General features: G+C 66.0%; 20 protein-coding genes. 12 read left to right on the top strand and 8 right to left on the bottom strand.

Annotated features, from left to right (window positions below):
• Positions 1–69 precede the first annotated feature (69 nt).
• Positions 70–618, bottom strand: coding sequence for a class IV adenylate cyclase (cyaB, locus tag BM282_RS17250; RefSeq protein ID WP_089883367.1), 549 nt, complete (start codon positions 616–618; stop codon positions 70–72).
• Positions 619–730: 112 nt separating this feature from the next.
• Here cyaB and BM282_RS17245 point away from each other — a divergent pair, with 112 nt between their 5' ends.
• The 6 genes from BM282_RS17245 (at position 731) to BM282_RS17220 (ending at position 5577) form a co-directional block, all read left to right on the top strand.
• Positions 731–1249, top strand: a complete 519-nt coding sequence (locus tag BM282_RS17245; protein WP_089883365.1) for a DUF6789 family protein — start codon at positions 731–733, stop codon at positions 1247–1249.
• Between the two features lie 135 nt (positions 1250–1384).
• Positions 1385–2131 (top strand): cytochrome c oxidase subunit II, encoded by a 747-nt coding sequence (gene coxB, locus BM282_RS17240; protein ID WP_089883363.1) that lies wholly within the window; start codon positions 1385–1387, stop codon positions 2129–2131.
• 215 nt (positions 2132–2346) lie between these two features.
• The gene (locus BM282_RS17235; RefSeq protein ID WP_175501615.1) at positions 2347–4851 is read left to right on the top strand and encodes a cbb3-type cytochrome c oxidase subunit I; all 2505 of its coding nucleotides are present in this window, start codon (positions 2347–2349) and stop codon (positions 4849–4851) included.
• Between the two features lie 11 nt (positions 4852–4862).
• Positions 4863–5123 carry a cytochrome C oxidase subunit IV family protein gene (locus BM282_RS17230; RefSeq protein WP_089883359.1) on the top strand — a complete coding sequence of 87 codons (261 nt, stop codon included), beginning with the start codon at positions 4863–4865 and terminating at the stop codon, positions 5121–5123.
• Entirely contained in the window at positions 5120–5344 is a 225-nt protein-coding gene (locus tag BM282_RS17225) for a hypothetical protein (protein ID WP_089883357.1), read from the top strand. Before BM282_RS17230 ends, BM282_RS17225 begins: the two co-directional genes overlap by 4 nt.
• A 32-nt stretch (positions 5345–5376) precedes the next feature.
• Positions 5377–5577 (top strand): hypothetical protein, encoded by a 201-nt coding sequence (locus BM282_RS17220; protein ID WP_089883355.1) that lies wholly within the window; start codon positions 5377–5379, stop codon positions 5575–5577.
• 45 nt (positions 5578–5622) lie between these two features.
• Here the strand turns inward: BM282_RS17220 and BM282_RS17215 are convergent, their stop codons facing one another.
• Genes BM282_RS17215 through BM282_RS17205 form a run of 3 tightly spaced genes read right to left on the bottom strand, consistent with a single transcriptional unit; the run spans position 5623 to position 7751 of the window.
• Complete coding sequence (locus BM282_RS17215; RefSeq protein WP_089883353.1) at positions 5623–5910, bottom strand: DUF7410 domain-containing protein; 288 nt, start codon at positions 5908–5910, stop codon at positions 5623–5625.
• A gap of 3 nt (positions 5911–5913) precedes the next feature.
• Positions 5914–7296 (bottom strand): hypothetical protein, encoded by a 1383-nt coding sequence (locus BM282_RS17210; protein WP_089883351.1) that lies wholly within the window; start codon positions 7294–7296, stop codon positions 5914–5916.
• Positions 7297–7310: 14 nt separating this feature from the next.
• Entirely contained in the window at positions 7311–7751 is a 441-nt protein-coding gene (locus BM282_RS17205) for a hypothetical protein (protein WP_089883348.1), read from the bottom strand.
• 249 nt (positions 7752–8000) lie between these two features.
• Between BM282_RS17205 and BM282_RS17200 the strand changes: the two genes are divergently transcribed.
• Both BM282_RS17200 and BM282_RS17195 read left to right on the top strand, forming a co-directional pair.
• A complete protein-coding gene (locus tag BM282_RS17200; RefSeq protein ID WP_089883346.1) occupies positions 8001–8984 on the top strand; it encodes an FKBP-type peptidyl-prolyl cis-trans isomerase in 984 nt (327 codons plus the stop codon).
• Between the two features lie 61 nt (positions 8985–9045).
• Positions 9046–9315: a hypothetical protein gene (locus BM282_RS17195; RefSeq protein WP_089883344.1), complete on the top strand. Its 270-nt coding sequence runs from the start codon at positions 9046–9048 to the stop codon at positions 9313–9315.
• Between the two features lie 54 nt (positions 9316–9369).
• Here BM282_RS17195 and BM282_RS17190 read toward each other — a convergent pair whose 3' ends face one another.
• From BM282_RS17190 to BM282_RS17180, 3 genes are read right to left on the bottom strand one after another with little or no spacing between them, the layout of a single operon-like run.
• Entirely contained in the window at positions 9370–9990 is a 621-nt protein-coding gene (locus BM282_RS17190) for an RAD55 family ATPase (protein ID WP_089883343.1), read from the bottom strand.
• Between the two features lie 24 nt (positions 9991–10014).
• A complete protein-coding gene (locus BM282_RS17185) occupies positions 10015–10626 on the bottom strand; it encodes a MinD/ParA family ATP-binding protein (protein ID WP_089883341.1) in 612 nt (203 codons plus the stop codon).
• A 43-nt stretch (positions 10627–10669) separates the two neighbouring features.
• Positions 10670–11044: a YlbF family regulator gene (locus BM282_RS17180; RefSeq protein ID WP_089883339.1), complete on the bottom strand. Its 375-nt coding sequence runs from the start codon at positions 11042–11044 to the stop codon at positions 10670–10672.
• Positions 11045–11275: 231 nt separating this feature from the next.
• Between BM282_RS17180 and BM282_RS17175 the strand changes: the two genes are divergently transcribed.
• From BM282_RS17175 to BM282_RS17165, 3 genes are all read left to right on the top strand, one after another.
• Positions 11276–12067 carry a hypothetical protein gene (locus BM282_RS17175; protein ID WP_089883337.1) on the top strand — a complete coding sequence of 264 codons (792 nt, stop codon included), beginning with the start codon at positions 11276–11278 and terminating at the stop codon, positions 12065–12067.
• Entirely contained in the window at positions 12067–13311 is a 1245-nt protein-coding gene (locus tag BM282_RS17170; RefSeq protein WP_089883335.1) for a thiol-disulfide oxidoreductase DCC family protein, read from the top strand. The genes BM282_RS17175 and BM282_RS17170 overlap by 1 nt, the downstream gene beginning before the upstream one ends.
• A 91-nt stretch (positions 13312–13402) precedes the next feature.
• Positions 13403–14860 carry a hypothetical protein gene (locus BM282_RS17165; protein ID WP_089883332.1) on the top strand — a complete coding sequence of 486 codons (1458 nt, stop codon included), beginning with the start codon at positions 13403–13405 and terminating at the stop codon, positions 14858–14860.
• A 7-nt stretch (positions 14861–14867) separates the two neighbouring features.
• On the opposite strand, the gene BM282_RS17160 is transcribed toward BM282_RS17165, so the two are convergent.
• Positions 14868–15071: a hypothetical protein gene (locus BM282_RS17160; protein WP_089883330.1), complete on the bottom strand. Its 204-nt coding sequence runs from the start codon at positions 15069–15071 to the stop codon at positions 14868–14870.
• A 135-nt stretch (positions 15072–15206) separates the two neighbouring features.
• Here BM282_RS17160 and dph2 point away from each other — a divergent pair, with 135 nt between their 5' ends.
• The gene (dph2, locus tag BM282_RS17155; RefSeq protein WP_089883328.1) at positions 15207–16241 is read left to right on the top strand and encodes a diphthamide biosynthesis enzyme Dph2; all 1035 of its coding nucleotides are present in this window, start codon (positions 15207–15209) and stop codon (positions 16239–16241) included.
• Positions 16242–16313: the final 72 nt, after the last annotated feature.

Here is a 16313-nt window from a genome sequence, read left to right as displayed (position 1 = left end):
GCCGCACGGCGTGCTATAACTTACGGAAAAAATCGAGGCGTCTCTAATTACTGAAAGTTATATACGTCGTCACTCGTCGAGGAGGAGCGAGAGATACGAGGTCCGAATCTGGTCGTCCGGGTCCAACTCCAACTCGCGGAGGACGGCGAACGCGCCCTCGCGGGCGGCGTCTATTCCGTCCTCCGTCTCCGTCTCGACTTCGACGAACTCGCCCAGTCCGGTCACCGCGTCGAGCGTGACGGTGTAGCCGTCGAGACTGTAGAAGTCTCGGTCTTTCTCGACGGTGGCGACGGGGTCGAAGCCGAGTCCCGAGAGGATGCCCATCGCGCTCTCGTCGTCCGCGACGGCCGTCTCGTGTTCCGTCCGCGTCTTCGACTCGGCGTCCACGAGGGGTCCCTTGTACGTCATCTTCGTCGTCGTCTCGTCCGCCTCGCCGTCGGTGCGGTGCGTCTCGCGACGGAGTCTGAGCGCTTCGTCCGTCTCCGCGAAGTCGCGGTGCGGCGCGCCGTAGTACGTATCTACCTGCGTGACACGCGCGTCGTGGACGGCGTCCGTCTCGGCGAGTCGCGCCCGCACCGTCTCGTGGTCTGCGGGGAGTTTGACCTCCACTTCGTACATGCTGAGTCGGTGGCGGGGCCGGGGTAAAAGACTACGCGCTCTCCGCTCCGAATATCAGCCTCTCTATGTAATAGTTTATAATGGTTCGCTGTGTAGGATGTGAACGAATACCATGAGTAGCGAACTAGCGGAGCGAGAGGTGACGACGGTAGAGGAGTCGATAGTCGAGAGTTTCGAGATACCCATCACCGCCCGCGTCGTCGCGATGGCGATGTTCGGCGGGTTCGTCGGCACCGTGTTCATGATGCCCATCTTGGTGGGCGTCCCCGAACTGCTGGGTCTGTTTCAGACGACGCCGATAACCGAGTTCGCCGGTTTCGCCGCGTTCTTCGGTCTCCAACCGACGCTGACGCTCGGTATCTTACTCTTCGGGTTCGGCGGCACCGTCGCCCTCCCGTTGACGTTCCTCGTCCTCGGGGCGTTCCTCCCGCCGGAGGAACCGCGATACCTCCGCGGTGCGACGTTCGCGACGTTCTTCTGGACGGGGTTCGCCCCGGCGTTCTGGCCGGAGGGCGGCCTCCTCGTCGTCGCGTCGTACCTCGTCTCTTCGCTCGTCGCCCACTGGGTGTACGGCCTGACTCTCGGCACCGTCCTCCACCGCACGACGGGCATCCCCCAGCACCAGGTCTGAACCGTCTCGTCTCCTGACTGTCGACTCTCCGTTCCTCGTTTCCGCTCTCCGTCTCTCTCGCGTGTCTCTCTGTTCGCTAGTGACATCCGCGAAATAGATAAATAGTATAAATAATAATTAGCAACAGGTGTGTCCATGTTTATTGTTACCGTGCGTGACGAACTGTCGGCTCACGTCCTCCAGACCGGTATCGTCCCGCGAGGGACGCGCGCGTTCGTCTTCGAGCGTATCTTCGAGGTGTTTCTGGTCCTCGGGACACTCGTCGGCGTCGTCGTCATCGGGTACATGCTGTACAACGCGTACAAGTACCGCGTCGGAAGCGGGCGCGGCAGCGACCTGGACGTCGACAGGCCGGTGCTCGGCGAACTCCCCACGGGCGGGGGCGGCGGCAAGAAACTGTTCACCTCGTTTCTGTTGAGCACCGTCGTCGTCGTCTCTCTCGTCTCGTGGACGTACGGGACGCTGCTTTTCGTCGAGGAGGGCCCGCAAGCTGAGGACACGATGGAGGTCCGCGTCGAGGGCTACCAGTTCGGGTGGCGGTTCGTCTACCCGAACGGCTACGCCGAGGACGGGACGCTCCGCGTCCCGCAGAACCAGTCCGTGAGACTCGTCGTCACCTCCGACGACGTGTTCCACAACTTCGGCATCCCCGAGTTGCGGGTGAAGACGGACGCCATCCCCGGCACGGAGACGGAGACGTGGTTCCGCGCCGAGGAGACGGGTAACTACAGCGCACAGTGCTACGAACTCTGCGGGTCCGGCCACTCGTTCATGCGGGCCACCGTGGTCGTCATGGAACCCGAGGAGTACGAGGCGTGGTACGAGACCACCGGCGGGTCGAACAGCACGTCGAACACCACACAGGAGCGTGTCTCACTATGACCGACGAGAGTCCAAACGACGACAGAACCGAGAGCCGAGACGAGTCGGACGTGCGGTCCGACGCGACGGACCGCCGACCCGACGGTGGAACGGCCGTTGAGTCCGACGGCGGGACGGACGTCCACTCGGACGGTGGGACGGCCGTCGGCACCGAACTGACCGTTCCCGCGCGGAAGGCCGACTACGAGGACGACTCGGACCACGACTTCCCCGGCATGGGAACGATTCGCCGCTGGTTCGTCACGACCAACCACAAGGACGTGGGCATCCTCTACATCGTCACGTCGCTGTTCTTCCTCGTCCTCGGCGGCGTCCTCGCGTGGTTGCTCCGCATCCAACTGTGGGCCCCGCGGACGCCGACAACGACGGTGCTCGAACCGTTGGCGTACAATCAGGCCGTTTCCGCGCACGGCCTCATCATGGTGTTCTGGTTCCTCTCGCCGTTCGCGTTCGGCTTCGCGAACTACATCGTCCCCTTACAGATAGGGGCGAAAGACCTCGCGTTCCCGCGACTGAACGCCCTCTCCTACTGGCTCTACCTGTTCTCGGGCATCCTGTTCGGCGTCTCGTTCTTCCAAGGGGGGACGTTCGCGGGCGGGTGGACGATGTACGCGCCGCTGAACGTGCCGACGTTCACGCCCGACGTGGGGGCGAGCACGGCGGTGTTGGCGCTCACGCTGTTCGTCGCCAGCGTCACCGTCTCCTCCGTGAACTTCCTCACGTCGATGCACAAGATGCGGGCGGAGGGGTTGACGCTCCGGCGACTGCCCCTCTTCACGTGGTCTATCCTCCTCACCGTCTGGATGATGCTGTTCGCGTTCGCCGCGTTGCTGGCGGCGCTCATCATCCTCTCGTCTGACCGACTGCTCGGAACGACGTACTTCACCTTAGAGTCGCCCGCCGGGTCGATGCTCTGGGCGCACCTGTTCTGGTTCTTCGGTCACCCCGAGGTGTACATCGTCTTCTTCCCCGCGTTGGGCGTGATGGCCGAGGTGTTCCAGACGTTCACCGGCCGCCGCATCGTCGGGAGAAAGTGGTTCATCGCGGCGATGGTCTTGGTGGCGCTCCAGAGCTTCGTCGTCTGGATGCACCACATGTTCCTCACGACCATCAACCTCCAGATAAAGACGCTCTTTATGATCACCACCATCGGCATCTCGCTGCCGTTCGACCTGATGGTGTTCGCGCTCATCTACACGATGCTGAAGGGGAAGATACAGTTCAAGACGCCGTTCCTGTTCGTGTTCGGCGCGCTCTTGCTGTTCATCATCGGCGGAATCACGGGCGTCTTCCTCGGCGCTATCGTGCTCGACTACGAGTTCCGCGGCACCTACTGGGTCGTCGCGCACTTCCACTACGTGATGGTCGGCGGCGTGACGGCGCTCGTCGGCGGGTTGTACTACTGGTTCCCGAAGATAACCGGACGAATGTACGACGAGTTCCTCGGCAAACTCCACTTCGCCATCTACTTCGTCGGGTTCAACCTGCTGTACTTCCCGCTGTTCGTCGCCTGGGAGACGCCGCGCCGCGTGTTCGACTACGCGCCCGCGCTGATTCCGTGGCACCAACTCGCGACCATCGGCGCGTTCGTCCTCGGATTGTCGTTCACCATCATGTTCTACAACCTGGCGAAGAGCGCGTTCTCCGGCGAACCGGTCGGCGACAACCCCTGGGAGTTCGCGACGACGGCGGAGTGGGCCGTCCCCTCGCCGCCGCCGTTGGAGAACTTCCCGGGTCTGCCGACGTACCGCGACGGGTCGCTCGCGTTCCGGAGCGAACGCCGCGCCATCGAGGGCGGCACCGCGACGGACGGCGGTTCGTCGGAGGTTCGCTCCGACGGTGGTGAGCAGACTGACTGTCTGCGAGACTCGTCGGAGGTTCGCTCCGACGGTGGCGTCACCGCGTCCGCGACGGCGACGCCGACGGACCACGACCACGACGACCACCACGCGAGTCACGCGAGCATCTGGCCGTTCGTCGTCGGCGTCGGGACGTTCCTGCTGTTCGTCGGCCTCTCCGGGATGCAGGACGCCGCCTTCCCCGAAGGGATGATGGGGAGCGTCTACGTCTCCCTCACCGTCCTCGGCAGTGTCGTCACGCTCGGCTCACTCGTCGCGATGGCGCTCGAACCGTTCACCGGCCCGGAACTCGTCGACGGCGAGACGTGGCCGTTCGGCGACCTGGAGTACGGAAAGGTGGGGATGTGGATATTCCTCGCCTCGGACGTGGTGCTGTTCGGCGGCTTCATCGGCGCGTACGTGTTCACCCGCGTCGCGTTCGGGTGGACGGCGTGGGAGCCAATCCCGTCGAACCCGATTCCGGGTCTGATGAACACCTACCTACTGTTGACGAGTAGTTTCACCGTCGTCCTCGCACTCGTCGCCGCCGAGAAGAAGAACAAGTGGGGACTCGTCGCCAGTCTGACGACGACGTTCGTCCTCGGCGTGGGCTTCCTCGTCAACAAGGGCATCGAGTGGGACCACCTGTTCCACGAGGGACTGTGGCTCTCCTCGAACATCCGCGCGTCGACGTTCTTCCTCACGACGGGGTTGCACGCCGCGCACGTCATCGTCGGACTGATAGTCACGCTGTATCTCATCGCGCGCGCGATGCGGGGCGCGTACCTGGAGGACAACAGTTCGGTGGAGTACTTCGGCCTCTACTGGCACTTCGTCGACATCGTCTGGCTGTTCCTCTTCCCGCTGTTCTACATCCTGTGAGGTGACAGAAAATGGTCAACACAAAGTTCTACACGATAATCTACGTGGTGTTGTTCGTCTCGGCGACGATTCAGGTGCTGGTGGAGTTCGCCGGGTTGGAGTACTGGACGGCGTTCGGCCTCATCATGGTGCTGTCGGCGGCGAAGGCGATACTCGTCGCCGCCTACTTCCAGCATCTGCGATGGGAACCGCGCTCCGTCACCTATCTCATCGGTATCGGCCTCGCGGCGGCGCTGGCGCTGACGTTCGCGGCGTCGTACTCCATCCTATGAGTACGAACGCCCGAACCGCCGCAGTGGGCGGCCTCGACCGCACGGTCCTGGGCTACGCCCTGCTGTTCTCGGCCCCGATGGCGCTCGGAATCACGGTGATGATGCTCCGCGTCGTGGGCGGACCCGTGTCGAAGCCCATCGTCTTCGCACCCGGACTCGTCGTCGCGTTGGCCGTCTTCCTCCTCGTCGCCGTCGCGGCGTCGGGCGGGGAGACGGAGTGACGTTTATACTGTCTCGTGGTAACAGTACGCGCATGAAGGGAGAGGCGCTGACGCTCGGTATCGCGATGGTTCTCATGGTGGTCGGTCTCCTCGCACTGCTCTACGGCGAGTACGCCGGCCTCACGACGACGTTCGTCCCCGGGGGCGGTATCGTCGTTCTCGTCGGCGTCGGTATCCTGACGGCGCACATCGCCCGCGTCCCGCGTCCGGAGGGCGCGGAGTCCGAGCACTGACCGGGCCGTCGACGGCGGGAGACGGCGACACCGTCGCCACCGCTGTCACCCGGCGATGCTGAACCCGATTATGCCGAGGATGATGAACACCGCGTAGATACTCCCGAGTGCGGTGACGACTTTCAGATGGTAGAGGAACAGTTCGTCCTCTTCTTCCTCCAGCGCCGCCTCGTACGCCGCCTTCTCTTCCGGCGTCCACACGTCCGCGTGCGCGCCGGCGACGTGGAACACGCGCAGTCGCGTCGCTCTGAACGGTCGGTCGCAGTACGGGCACGTCGCGACGGGCGTCTCGTCCGGCGCGATATCGGTCTCGGGGTGAATCTCTGTGTGCATGAGTTAGGTGAGCGCCTGCGAGACGGGTTGGGCGACGACCCACAGGCTGGTCATCGTGTAGAGGACGGTGACGGCGACGAACGGGTACTGGCTCCGGAGCGGTTGGAGTCGCCCGGGGAACACGTCGAACGACCGCGTGTGCGCGACCCAGACGGCGACGAGGTGACCGCCGACGACGAGCGCCAACTGAACCGCGCCGAACCACGACGGGAGCAGCAACAGTTGGACCGTCGTCGGCGGCGACAACGGCGAGGAGACGACGGCGGCGAACGCGGACGAGAGTCCGAGTAGGTAGCCGAGGAAGTGCGCGAGGTGGTAGCCCGCGGCGATGGGGACGAGGGCGGGCGCGAACCACCCGGCGACGAACCGGGCCGTCACGTAGGTGTCCGCGGTTCGACGGGCGAGTCGAGCGGCGAGGCGGTAGACGCCGAGAAAGCAGGCGAAGCCGACGAACGCGAGAGCGAGGCTGAGGAGCCACCCGGGGACGCCGACGGCGGCGACGGACTCCCGAACGCCCCGCCACGCGACGGTGGCGACGAAGCCGTCGTACGTCGTCACCCAGAGGAGGGCGACGACGAACGCCGCGTCGTCCTCGCGCATCGACTCGGGGTACCGGACGAGCGCCGACCCCGGGACTGACAGAGAGAGTCCCCGCTCGCTCCGCTGAATCGGCGCGAGCAGGCCGTACAGCCGGAAGACGCGCGAGACGGGGTCGACGCGGTCGAACCACGCCGACCCGAACCACGCCGCGCCGGCGACGGTGACGGCGGTGTACGCGAGGACGGCGACGGCGAGAGCGGGCGGGTCGGAGGCGACGGGGCTCACGACTTCCACCCAGACGAGGACGAGGAGGCCGACGACGCTCGGCCACGACCCCAATCGGTCGGGGAGCGACGACGGCTCACGAGACAGCGCGTCTCGAACGGCCGCCGCGAGCGTCCGCCACGGGTTCACGACGGGCCAGAGGTCGACGACGAGGTAGGTGAGCATCGTGAACCCGGCCCACCAACCGACCCAGACGACGAGGACGGCGAGGTTCACGAGCGGGACGCTCGGCCCCGCGAATCCGGCCCAGACGACGACGACGAGGACGGGCACGCCTGCCCACCGGAGCAGTCCGCGGAATCGTCCCGCGGCGAGAGCGAGGCGCAGTCTGGTCCGCGCCAACGCGTCCAGCGTCTCCGCGTCGGTGACGAAACTGGAGAACAGAAAGGAGACGCCGACGACGCCGCCGCCGGAGAGGAGCACGAGCCAGAAGGGGACGGGAACCGAGCGGAGCGACCCGGCGAGCGACCCGGCGTGCGCGAGGGCGGGGCGAGAGAACAGCGCGACTCCGACTGCGACCGAACAGCCGAGGGCGAGACGGCGGGGGAGAGAGCGGGTCATCGAGGAGGGAGGCCTCAGAACAGGCCGAACAGTTTGAGCGTGACGGCGACGAGGAACAGCGCACCGATGGCCCACGCGCCGAGGAGGGCCGCCTGCGAGTTCTTCAACCCGCGATTCCGCGCGGAGACGAACGTGCCGTAGAAGACGTAGGAGCCGAACACCAGCGTCGCGAGGCCGACGAGGACGACGCCGCCCATCGCGGCCATCCCCTCCGGAATCTCGGTTCCGCCGACGAACAGGATGGCCGCGCCGCCGAACGCGAGCGTAACCGCGACGAACGCGGCGGTCCACACCGCGGGGCTGTCCGCACCCCGAGCGAGCGCCGACGGTCTCGGCCGCGTGGTCCACCCACCGGCGACGGAGTAGGTCCGCCATCCGCGTCCCGTGAGTAAGACGACGACCGAGAGCAAGCCGAGTCCGAGCACGAAACTGACGAGCAGCGCGGATTGTACCATGTCAACACTCACCTATCACGAATAATTATTACTGTTGGTGACATAAACCGTTCGATTCGGGGGGTCGCGACGCGGCGGTTGAGCGGGCGGGGCCGACAGACCACCGACTCACGGTCGCTCCGTCGGTCTCCCGACAGTTACGCTCGCGGCGGCGACGGCCCGAGACGGGCACGTGTGCGAGATTGAGACGCTCACAGTCGCCATCCGCGAAACGTGATTCTTAAGGGTCGCACGGATGATGTACCGGATATGAGTGACGAACAGCAGGCGGAGGCCGCAGAGCAGGCAGACGCCGATGCAACGGAGGACGTCGAAGAAGAGGTCGCCGAGGAGGAGACCGAGGGCGGGATTCAGGACGGAGACTTCGTCCGACTCGCCTACACGGTCCGAACCGTCGAGGACGACACCGTCGTCGACACGACCGACGAAGAAGTGGCCGAAGAGGCCGAGATAGACACCGACGAGTACGAGTTCGAGCCTCGAACCATCATCGTCGGTGCGGGTCACATCTTCGAGTCCGTCGACGACGCCCTCATCGGCGCGGAAGTCGGCGACTCCGGGACGGTCGAGATTCCGGCCGTCGAGGCGTTCGGCGAGTTCGACGACGACGACGTTCGCACGGTCAGCGCGAACAAAATCGGCGAGGACGACCGCTACCCCGGCGCGCAGGTGCAGGTCGACGGCGAACAGGGTCGCGTCGAGACCATCATCGGCGGCCGCGCCCGCGTCAACTTCAACCACCCCCTCGCGGGCGAGGACTTAGAGTACGAGTACGAGATTCTCGAACTCGTCGACGACCGTGAGGAGCAAGCCGCCGGTCTCCTCGGGATGTACCTCCAGCAGGTCCCCGAGGTCTGGATAGAGACGGACGAGGTCGAAGAGGAAGAGGTCGTCGAGTCCGACGAGGACGACGAGGACGCAGAACCCGAGACCGAGACCGTCACGGTCGAGAAGGAGACGCTGTACATCGAGGCCACGCCGCAGATGACGATGAACCAACAGTGGATGTTCTCGAAACAGCAGATCGCACAGGACCTGATGGACCGTCTCGACCTCGACCGCGTCATCGTGCAGGAGACTATCGACGGGATGGGCGGCATGATGGGCGGTATGGGCGGTATGATGGGCGGCATGGGCGGCGGCGCCGACGCGGCCGACATCGAAGAGGCCATCGAGGACGTCGACGTCGACGCCGACGAACTCGTCGAAGAACTCGAAGGCGACGAAGAGTAACCGCCTGCAGTCCGGTATCCACACATTCTTTTGCGGGTTGCGCCAGACTCCAGACAGACGCATGTCCGACGACTCGACCGCCGAACTCCCCGTCCCGGACGACCTGAAACTCGCCGCCGTCGCCGCCGCGTGCACGGTCGGACTGACGCTCGCACTGGAGTACGGACTCTCGCGGGACGTCTCCTTTCTCGTCCGTCTGGTTCCCCTCGTGCCGTACTTCGTCTATCTCTTCTCCCGGCCCGTCCGCTCCGGGAAACTGGACTCCGTTCGCAACTGGTCGGTGCTCACGGTCTCCGTGACGCTCGGCGTCCTCGTGTACGCCGCCGTCTGACTCTCGGAGGCCTCGTTTCGTCCCGCTCTGTTCCGTCTCGACCGACTCCGACGCTCAGGCGATGTCGCGACTGGTGTCGACGGTGACGGCCTCGCTCAGGCGGAGTTTGATGGTCTCTTCGAGGGCGCGGCCGCCCCGGAACTTCGGGACAGCGAGGCGGTTTTCTATCTCCGCGCCGTCGATGCTCGTCTGGAGGTCGAACACCACGTCGGACATGTGCTTCGTGTAGCGACGGTTGGCGTGCGCGTCGCCCTTCATGCCGTGGAGGACGGCGATTCCGCCGGTGTTGACCATGTGGGTCTGCAGACTGTTCAGGAACTGGCGGTACCGGACGGGGTCGGTCGACTCCAACACGTCGACGACGTCGACGACGAGGTTCGACCGTTCCGGGAGGTCGTGAACGAGTTTGTTCGCGGCGTCGAGGGGCGCTTCGCCGCCCACGTCGCGGACGGTCGGACTGCCGGACCGGGGCGCCCGCGCGATGGCGTCGTTCACCGCCTGACCCGACCGGATGGTCGTCAAGTAGAGCGTCCCGCGGACGGCGCTGAGTTCGTAGAGGAACAGTTCGGACTGACTGGCCGGGTCTGCGAGCAACGCGACGATGCTCCCCTCGGGGAGGCCGCCGCCGAGTTCGCGGTCGAGGACCGTGATGCCGGTCGTCAGTCGTCCTGACACATCATATCTAGAGACAGTCGAGCATCATAGCTCTTTGCCAGCGTGTAACTCAGTTGCCACGTTCCGGTAGGCTCGCCGGACGCGTTCGTGTTCGAGCACCGGTGCCTCGACGGACGGAACGACGCCGAGGATGGGACAACCGAACAGCGACGCTATCTCGGGCGGGGCGACGCTCGTTCGGACGAGGACGACGCCGACGACGGGCGTCCCCAGTGCGTCGGCCATGGCGGCCGTCTTCACCGTGTCGCGGAGTGCGGGGGCGCACGGCGGCGTCACGAGCACAGCGCCGTCCGCCCGCCGGAGGGGAGCGACGGCGTCCGGTCCGGCACCGGCCGGGCAGTCGACGAGGACGGGTCCGGTGGCGGCGTCGCGGACGCCGTCGAGGTACGCGCCGTCGTCGCGGCACTCGTTCGCGTCCGTCGGTGGCGCGGGGCAGACGACGACGCCGTCGTCGTCGGGGTGGACGTGGCCGACGTCGCCCGCGGGAACGCGGCGCGGGACGCCCGCCAGCGAGTGCAGGTTCGGCATGTCGGTGTCGGCGTCGGCGACGAGGGTTCGGTCCGAGAGGGCCGTCGCGAGGCCGAGCGTCGTCGTCGTCTTTCCACAACCGCCCTTGCCACCGGCTATCGCGAGCATGGGGCGTCTGGCCGCGTCACCCTACAAAAAGTCGCGGTCGGTCTCAGTCCTGACAGCAGCCACCCGCCTCGCCGCCGAAGTCGACGGAGAGGGGGTCGGAGATGGCTTCGTTGACGGCTTCGAGTCGGTCCTGCAGTTCGTCCTGCGCGTCGAGGTAGTCGGCCATCACGGGCACCGAGTGCAGGTCTTCTTGCGCCGACTGGACCTTCTGGAGGCTCTCTTGGGTCGCCTTGCCGCTCTGGCGGGCGACCATGAACTCGTCGCGGAGTCGGTGGAACTCGCGAATCTGCGCTTGCACCTCGTCGTCGTTCTCGACGGCCGCCTTCGCCTCTTCGAACGCCTCGTACTCGGGCGTCTCCGCGATTGCCTCGCCGAGTTCGTGCCCGAGTTCTTCGAGTCGGTCCGTCTGGATGCTCATACACGCGTTTGGGTGTGGATTCGTTTCAACCTGCCGGAGGCGGCGGGGTCGTCTCCCGGTCGCTTCCGGTCGCTCTCCCGCGCGATTTCTCGTAACCGCTGATTACACCGCATTAGTCGGCTCGTATCTATGTGTGGTTGTGTTTACATTCTTTCCAGAGCGTATGAATGCAGACGAAAGCGGTCGCCGGCGGGTGGCCTGGCTGTCGGTTCGGGTCGAAGCGGTGGTTCGATGAACGTCTCCGGACTCGTCTCGACCGTTCCGCTGAGCCTCTCGGACCAGTTGGTGACGCTCCTTCGACCGTACGCGTCGCTCGTCCTTCCGGGGGTTCTGGTGCTGTTTTTCGTCGCGGCTTCCGCCGCAGTGGTCCTCTCGGACCGGTGGCACGCGCGGCGGGCGTTCGTTCTGTGTTTCTTCGTCGGCTTGCTCCTGTCTAACTTCCTCCTCCCGGTGTCGCCGTTGCCGTTCGTCTCGTGGGGTCACTTCTCCCAACCGACCTCCGAGGTGGAAACCTACCGGGAGATTCGCCTCGTGGACGAGTCCGGCCACGAGATAAAGATGGACGACGGGTTGACGCTCGCGTTCGACTCGGTGTCGGAGCGACAGCTAATCAGACACGTGCGCGGGGGACAGAGCGACGCGAGGAACGAAACGGAGGCTCGGCGTCTTCTCGCCCGCGCGTCGCAGTACCGCGAGGCGGTCGGGCGCGGAGAGACCGGACGCATCGAGCGGTTCCCCCACCACGGGTTGACGAGCAGGTGGACGCCGGAACTGCTCGACGGCTACGAGCGGTTCGTCGGCGTCAGAGTGTACGAGATGACGTTCGTCACCTCGGAGGACGGGACCCACGTCGTCCGGTACGAGGAGGCCGTCGTCTTCGAGTCGTTCCCGCTGGCCGACGCGGAGTCGATACCGGCGCGGGCGAGTTCGATGCCGACGAGGTCGATGAACCGGACGGGTCCGCGAGAGCGGAGTCGCGTCGTCGCCGGGGCGGGCCTCGCCCGGACGGGGGTGACGGGCTGATGTTCGTCAACTACTTCGCCGACGACGCGCGGTCGTCGCCGGTCAACCTCGCCGTCGGGCGGTTCGTACTCGGCTGGTGGCTGGTGTGGAAGACGGTGCACTACGATTGGTCGCTGCTGTTCTCGGGCATCAGTCGGTCGATGGCGTACAACGGGTACGACGCGATACTCCCCGTCTCGGCCCCGTGGATTCTGACCGTCGAGAAGTGGCTCCTGATAGCGCTCGTCCTGTTGGTGGTCGTGGGATATCGGATTCGGTTCACGGCGTTGGCCAGTGCGGCGCTGGCGACCCATCTGGGAACCGTCCGGAACACGGTGACCAGTTCCGGAGAGGTCAGCAGCCTGTTCATCGGGTCGGTGTTTCTCGTGTTCGTCGCGCTGTACTCCGACGACGACGTGCTCTCCGTCGACGGACTCCGAAGAGTGCGGTCGAAGTCGCTCGATTGGCTCGTCGCTCGACTGAAATCCGACGACGACCGCTCGTACCGGATGCCGTCGATGAAGTACGCGCTGCTGACACTCGCGATACTGTTCTTCAGCACCGCCGCGAGCAAAGTCGTCGACGGCGGCGGACTCGGCTTCGTCGCTCCCAGCAACCTGGCACGCCTCGTCCTCGTTCGCTCGTACGTCTATCCCTGGCACGACGTCCAGTTGGTCGTCGTCGACTACCCCCTACTGGGCGTCCTCGGTGGCATCGGAACGCTCGCTCTCGAATTCGGACTCCTCGTCGCGGTGCTCGCCGGGGCCACCGTCACGCCGTTCGTCCTCGGCCTCGTCGCGTTCACGCTGTCGAACGTCGTCTTACTGGGGATATTCTTCGTCGACAACCTGTTCTTCCTGACGCTGTTCGCCGCGTTCGACCGCGCCTACGCGCGACTCGCGGTCGACCGCGACTTGGACCTCGTCTTCGACGAGCACTGCCTGTTCTGTGCCCGGTCGCTGTATCCCGTCGACCTCTTCGACGTCGAGGGGTCGGTGACGTTCTACTCGCAGTACGACGCGCCGGACGGCTACGAGGACCGACCCGGCGTCGACTTCGGCCGGGCGATGTACGTCTTCGACGGCGACGACGCGCACGAGGGCTACGACGCCTTCCGCGAACTGCTCCGGCAGAACCGACTGTTCCACCCCCTGGCGTGGGTGATGGCGCGCCGACCCGTTCGGGCGGTCGGTCGCCGCGTCTATCGGTACGTCGCGGACAACCGCGGCAGGCACTTCGCCTGCCGCGTGGAGAACGGAGGGTAGGGGCGTCTGCGGTCGCCCGCGGCGGCCTCGACCGCGACGACGCCGTCGGGGAGGGGAAAGAGTCGTTGTCTCTCGGATGATACGACTACACATGCCAGTCGTCCCGACGCGGACGTTCGCCGGGTGGCTTCGTCGACTCGACGGGCCTCGCTTCGCGGCGTTCGTCGCCGACCTGCACGCGACTCGCGGCGTCGGGGCCACCGTCCGGGACGACGGGACGGTCGCCCTCGACGACGGCCGAGTGCTCGCGACCGTCTCGGGGCGGCGACGACTCCGGACGCCGCGCGTCGCCGCCGACGCTGACGCCGTCGTCGCGGCCACCGTCTCCCCGCGCCTCGCCCGTCTCGCCGCCCGACGAGACCTGGCGGTCGTCGACGCGTCGGACCTCAGAGACCTCGCCCTGTACGGTATCGACCGCTCGGAGACGGAACGACTGTTCGCGGAGTACTTCGACGCGTCGCCGGTCGTCGCCGCCCCGGAACCCACGGACTCCGCGGCGTCCCGTCTCGCTCGCGTCGGCGACACCTCCGCCGCGAGCGTCGCCGCCGTCGTCCTCGTCGGCCTCGTCGTCGCCGCACTGTTGGGTCCGTTCGGTCCCGGCGTGGCCCCGGCGGACGACGACGCCGCGCGGGCGGGGTCGGGTCCCGTCGTCGTCGGCGCGTCCGACCCCGCGTCCGACGGGTCCGAAGACGAGTTGTTCCCGCCGGGTATCGGTGCAACGGGCGTCGTCGACGCCGAGACGCTGGCCGCCGCGCACGCCGATAGCGTCGCGGGACGGTCGTACCGCCTCATCGTCCACGAGTCGGGCACCCGCGGGTGGAACGACCGAGTCTGGCGCGGCGTCTGGCAGCAAGCGGAGGTCGAGAACCCCCGGCACTTCCGCTACACGGTGACGGGATACGTCGAGAGCGCGGCCGAGAACGACTCCGCTCGGGGGGTGCAGAACGGCACCGCCGAATCGGCGGGCGACACGGACGGCGACGGCGACGAACTCGTCCAGTACACCGCCTACGCCGACGGCGAACTCGTCTACGTCAGGACCGAACTCCGGAACGAGTCGTTCTACCGCTACCCCGTCTACACGGACGAGAACGGCCACGGACTGTTCGAGCGACGCGCCGCCCGGAACGTCGAACGCTACCTCGACGCTCCGGAGACGACCGTCACTCGCGAACCGCGCGACCTGTACCCGTTCCACGTCGTCGCCACCGGCACGCCCCCCTCGCTCCCCGACGCGGAGAACGTCAGCGACTACCGCGCGGAGGCCACCGTCGGAACGGACGGATTCGTCTCGCTTCTCATCGTCTCCTACGACCGGACGCGCGGCAACGAGACGCGAACGGTGACCTATCGGCTGGAGTACGCGACGATGGACCGCGTGAACGTCTCGCGTCCGACTTGGTACGACCGCGCGGTGGGGGAGACGGAGTCTCCGTCGACGCGGTCATCGGAGACGTCGAACGAGTCGGCCGACGAGGCGGGAACCGCGACGGAGACGGCCGCGGAGACGACGACGCCTGCCACCGCGACGGAGACGCCGGCGACGTGACCGCGTGCTACCGTTTCACGCCCAAGGTCGCGCCGCACTGCTTGCACATCCAGAGGTCGGTTCCGCGACGCCCGACGTACGCGTGCCGTCGCTCGACGGTCAGTTCGGGAACCGACTTCGCGGTCACCGACGCTTCGCCCGCTATCTCCGCGCCGCAGTCGGGGCACTCGGTCAGTTCGTCGCCGCCGTGGTCGTGTTGGTCCGAAGACATAGAAGCGAACGTACGCGAGCGTCCCTGATAAACCGACCTGCGGACTGCGAACGGCACGCACGACCCCGCAACGGTCGGTTCGTGGATGTCGGGGAACCGCCGACGTTATCCCTCCCCACTTTCAAGAGAGGTGCAATGAGCCAAGACGCGACGTCGGAGGGGGACCTCAGAAACACGGGCATGTCCCTGCGGCACGACCGAGAGTGGGACTACGAACTCGAACGAATCGTCGAGGAAGTCGAGGAGCGAGACGCGAGCAGAGTCGGTCTGCAGTTCCCGGAAGGGCTGAAACGCCGCGGCCCGGCCGTCGCCGACGACCTGCGCGAACTGTGCGACGACGACGTGACGTTCATGCTGTCGGGGCAACCCTGCTACGGCGCGTGCGACCTCGACACCTACCTGATGCGCCGGACGGACGTGTTCGTTCACTTCGGCCACTCGCCGATGAAGGAGTCGGACAAGATAATCTACGTCCCCCTGTTCTCGAACGTCGACCCGTTCCCCATCCTCGAAGACGCCTTAGACGAGTTGGAAGGCGACGAGGTGGGTCTGGTGACGACGGCCCAGCACATGAACCGCTTCGAGGACATGTGCGACTGGTTGGAAGAACGCGGCTACGACGTGCACACCCGCCGCGGCGACGACCGACTGACGTACGAGGGGCAGGTCCTCGGTTGTAACTACGCCTCCGCGGACATCGACGCCGACCAAGTGCTGTACGTCGGCGGCGGGAAGTTCCACCCGCTCGGACTCGCGATGGAACACCCCGAGAAGAACGTCGTCATCGCCGACCCCGTGAACAACGTCGTCACCATCGCGGACACGCGCAAGTTCATGAAACAGCGCTACGCCTCCGTCCACAAGGCGATGGACGCCGAGAAGTGGGGCGTCATCTTCTGTACGAAGATCGGACAGGGCCGCATGGAGATAGCCGAGAAGATTATCGAGGACAACCCGAACGCCTACCTCATCACGATGGACGAGGTGACGCCGGACCGCCTCCGCAACTTCGCCATGGACGCGTTCGTCAACACCGGCTGTCCGCGAATCACCACCGACGACGGCCCGCGCTTCCACAAGCCGATGCTGACGCCGCAGGAGTACCGCATCGCCGTCGGCGACGAACCGCTGGACTCCCTGGAGTTCGACACGTTCCACGGCACCTGGTAGGCGACGCTATCTGCCTTTCCAGTCTCTCCGGTCTCTGCTCTCTCTTTCTCTCCGGTCTCTGCTCTCCTTCCT

Origin of the sequence: Halogeometricum limi, assembly GCF_900115785.1 — an archaeon.
Lineage (GTDB): Archaea > Halobacteriota > Halobacteria > Halobacteriales > Haloferacaceae > Halogeometricum > Halogeometricum limi.
This window is presented reverse-complemented; position numbering and strand designations above follow the sequence as displayed.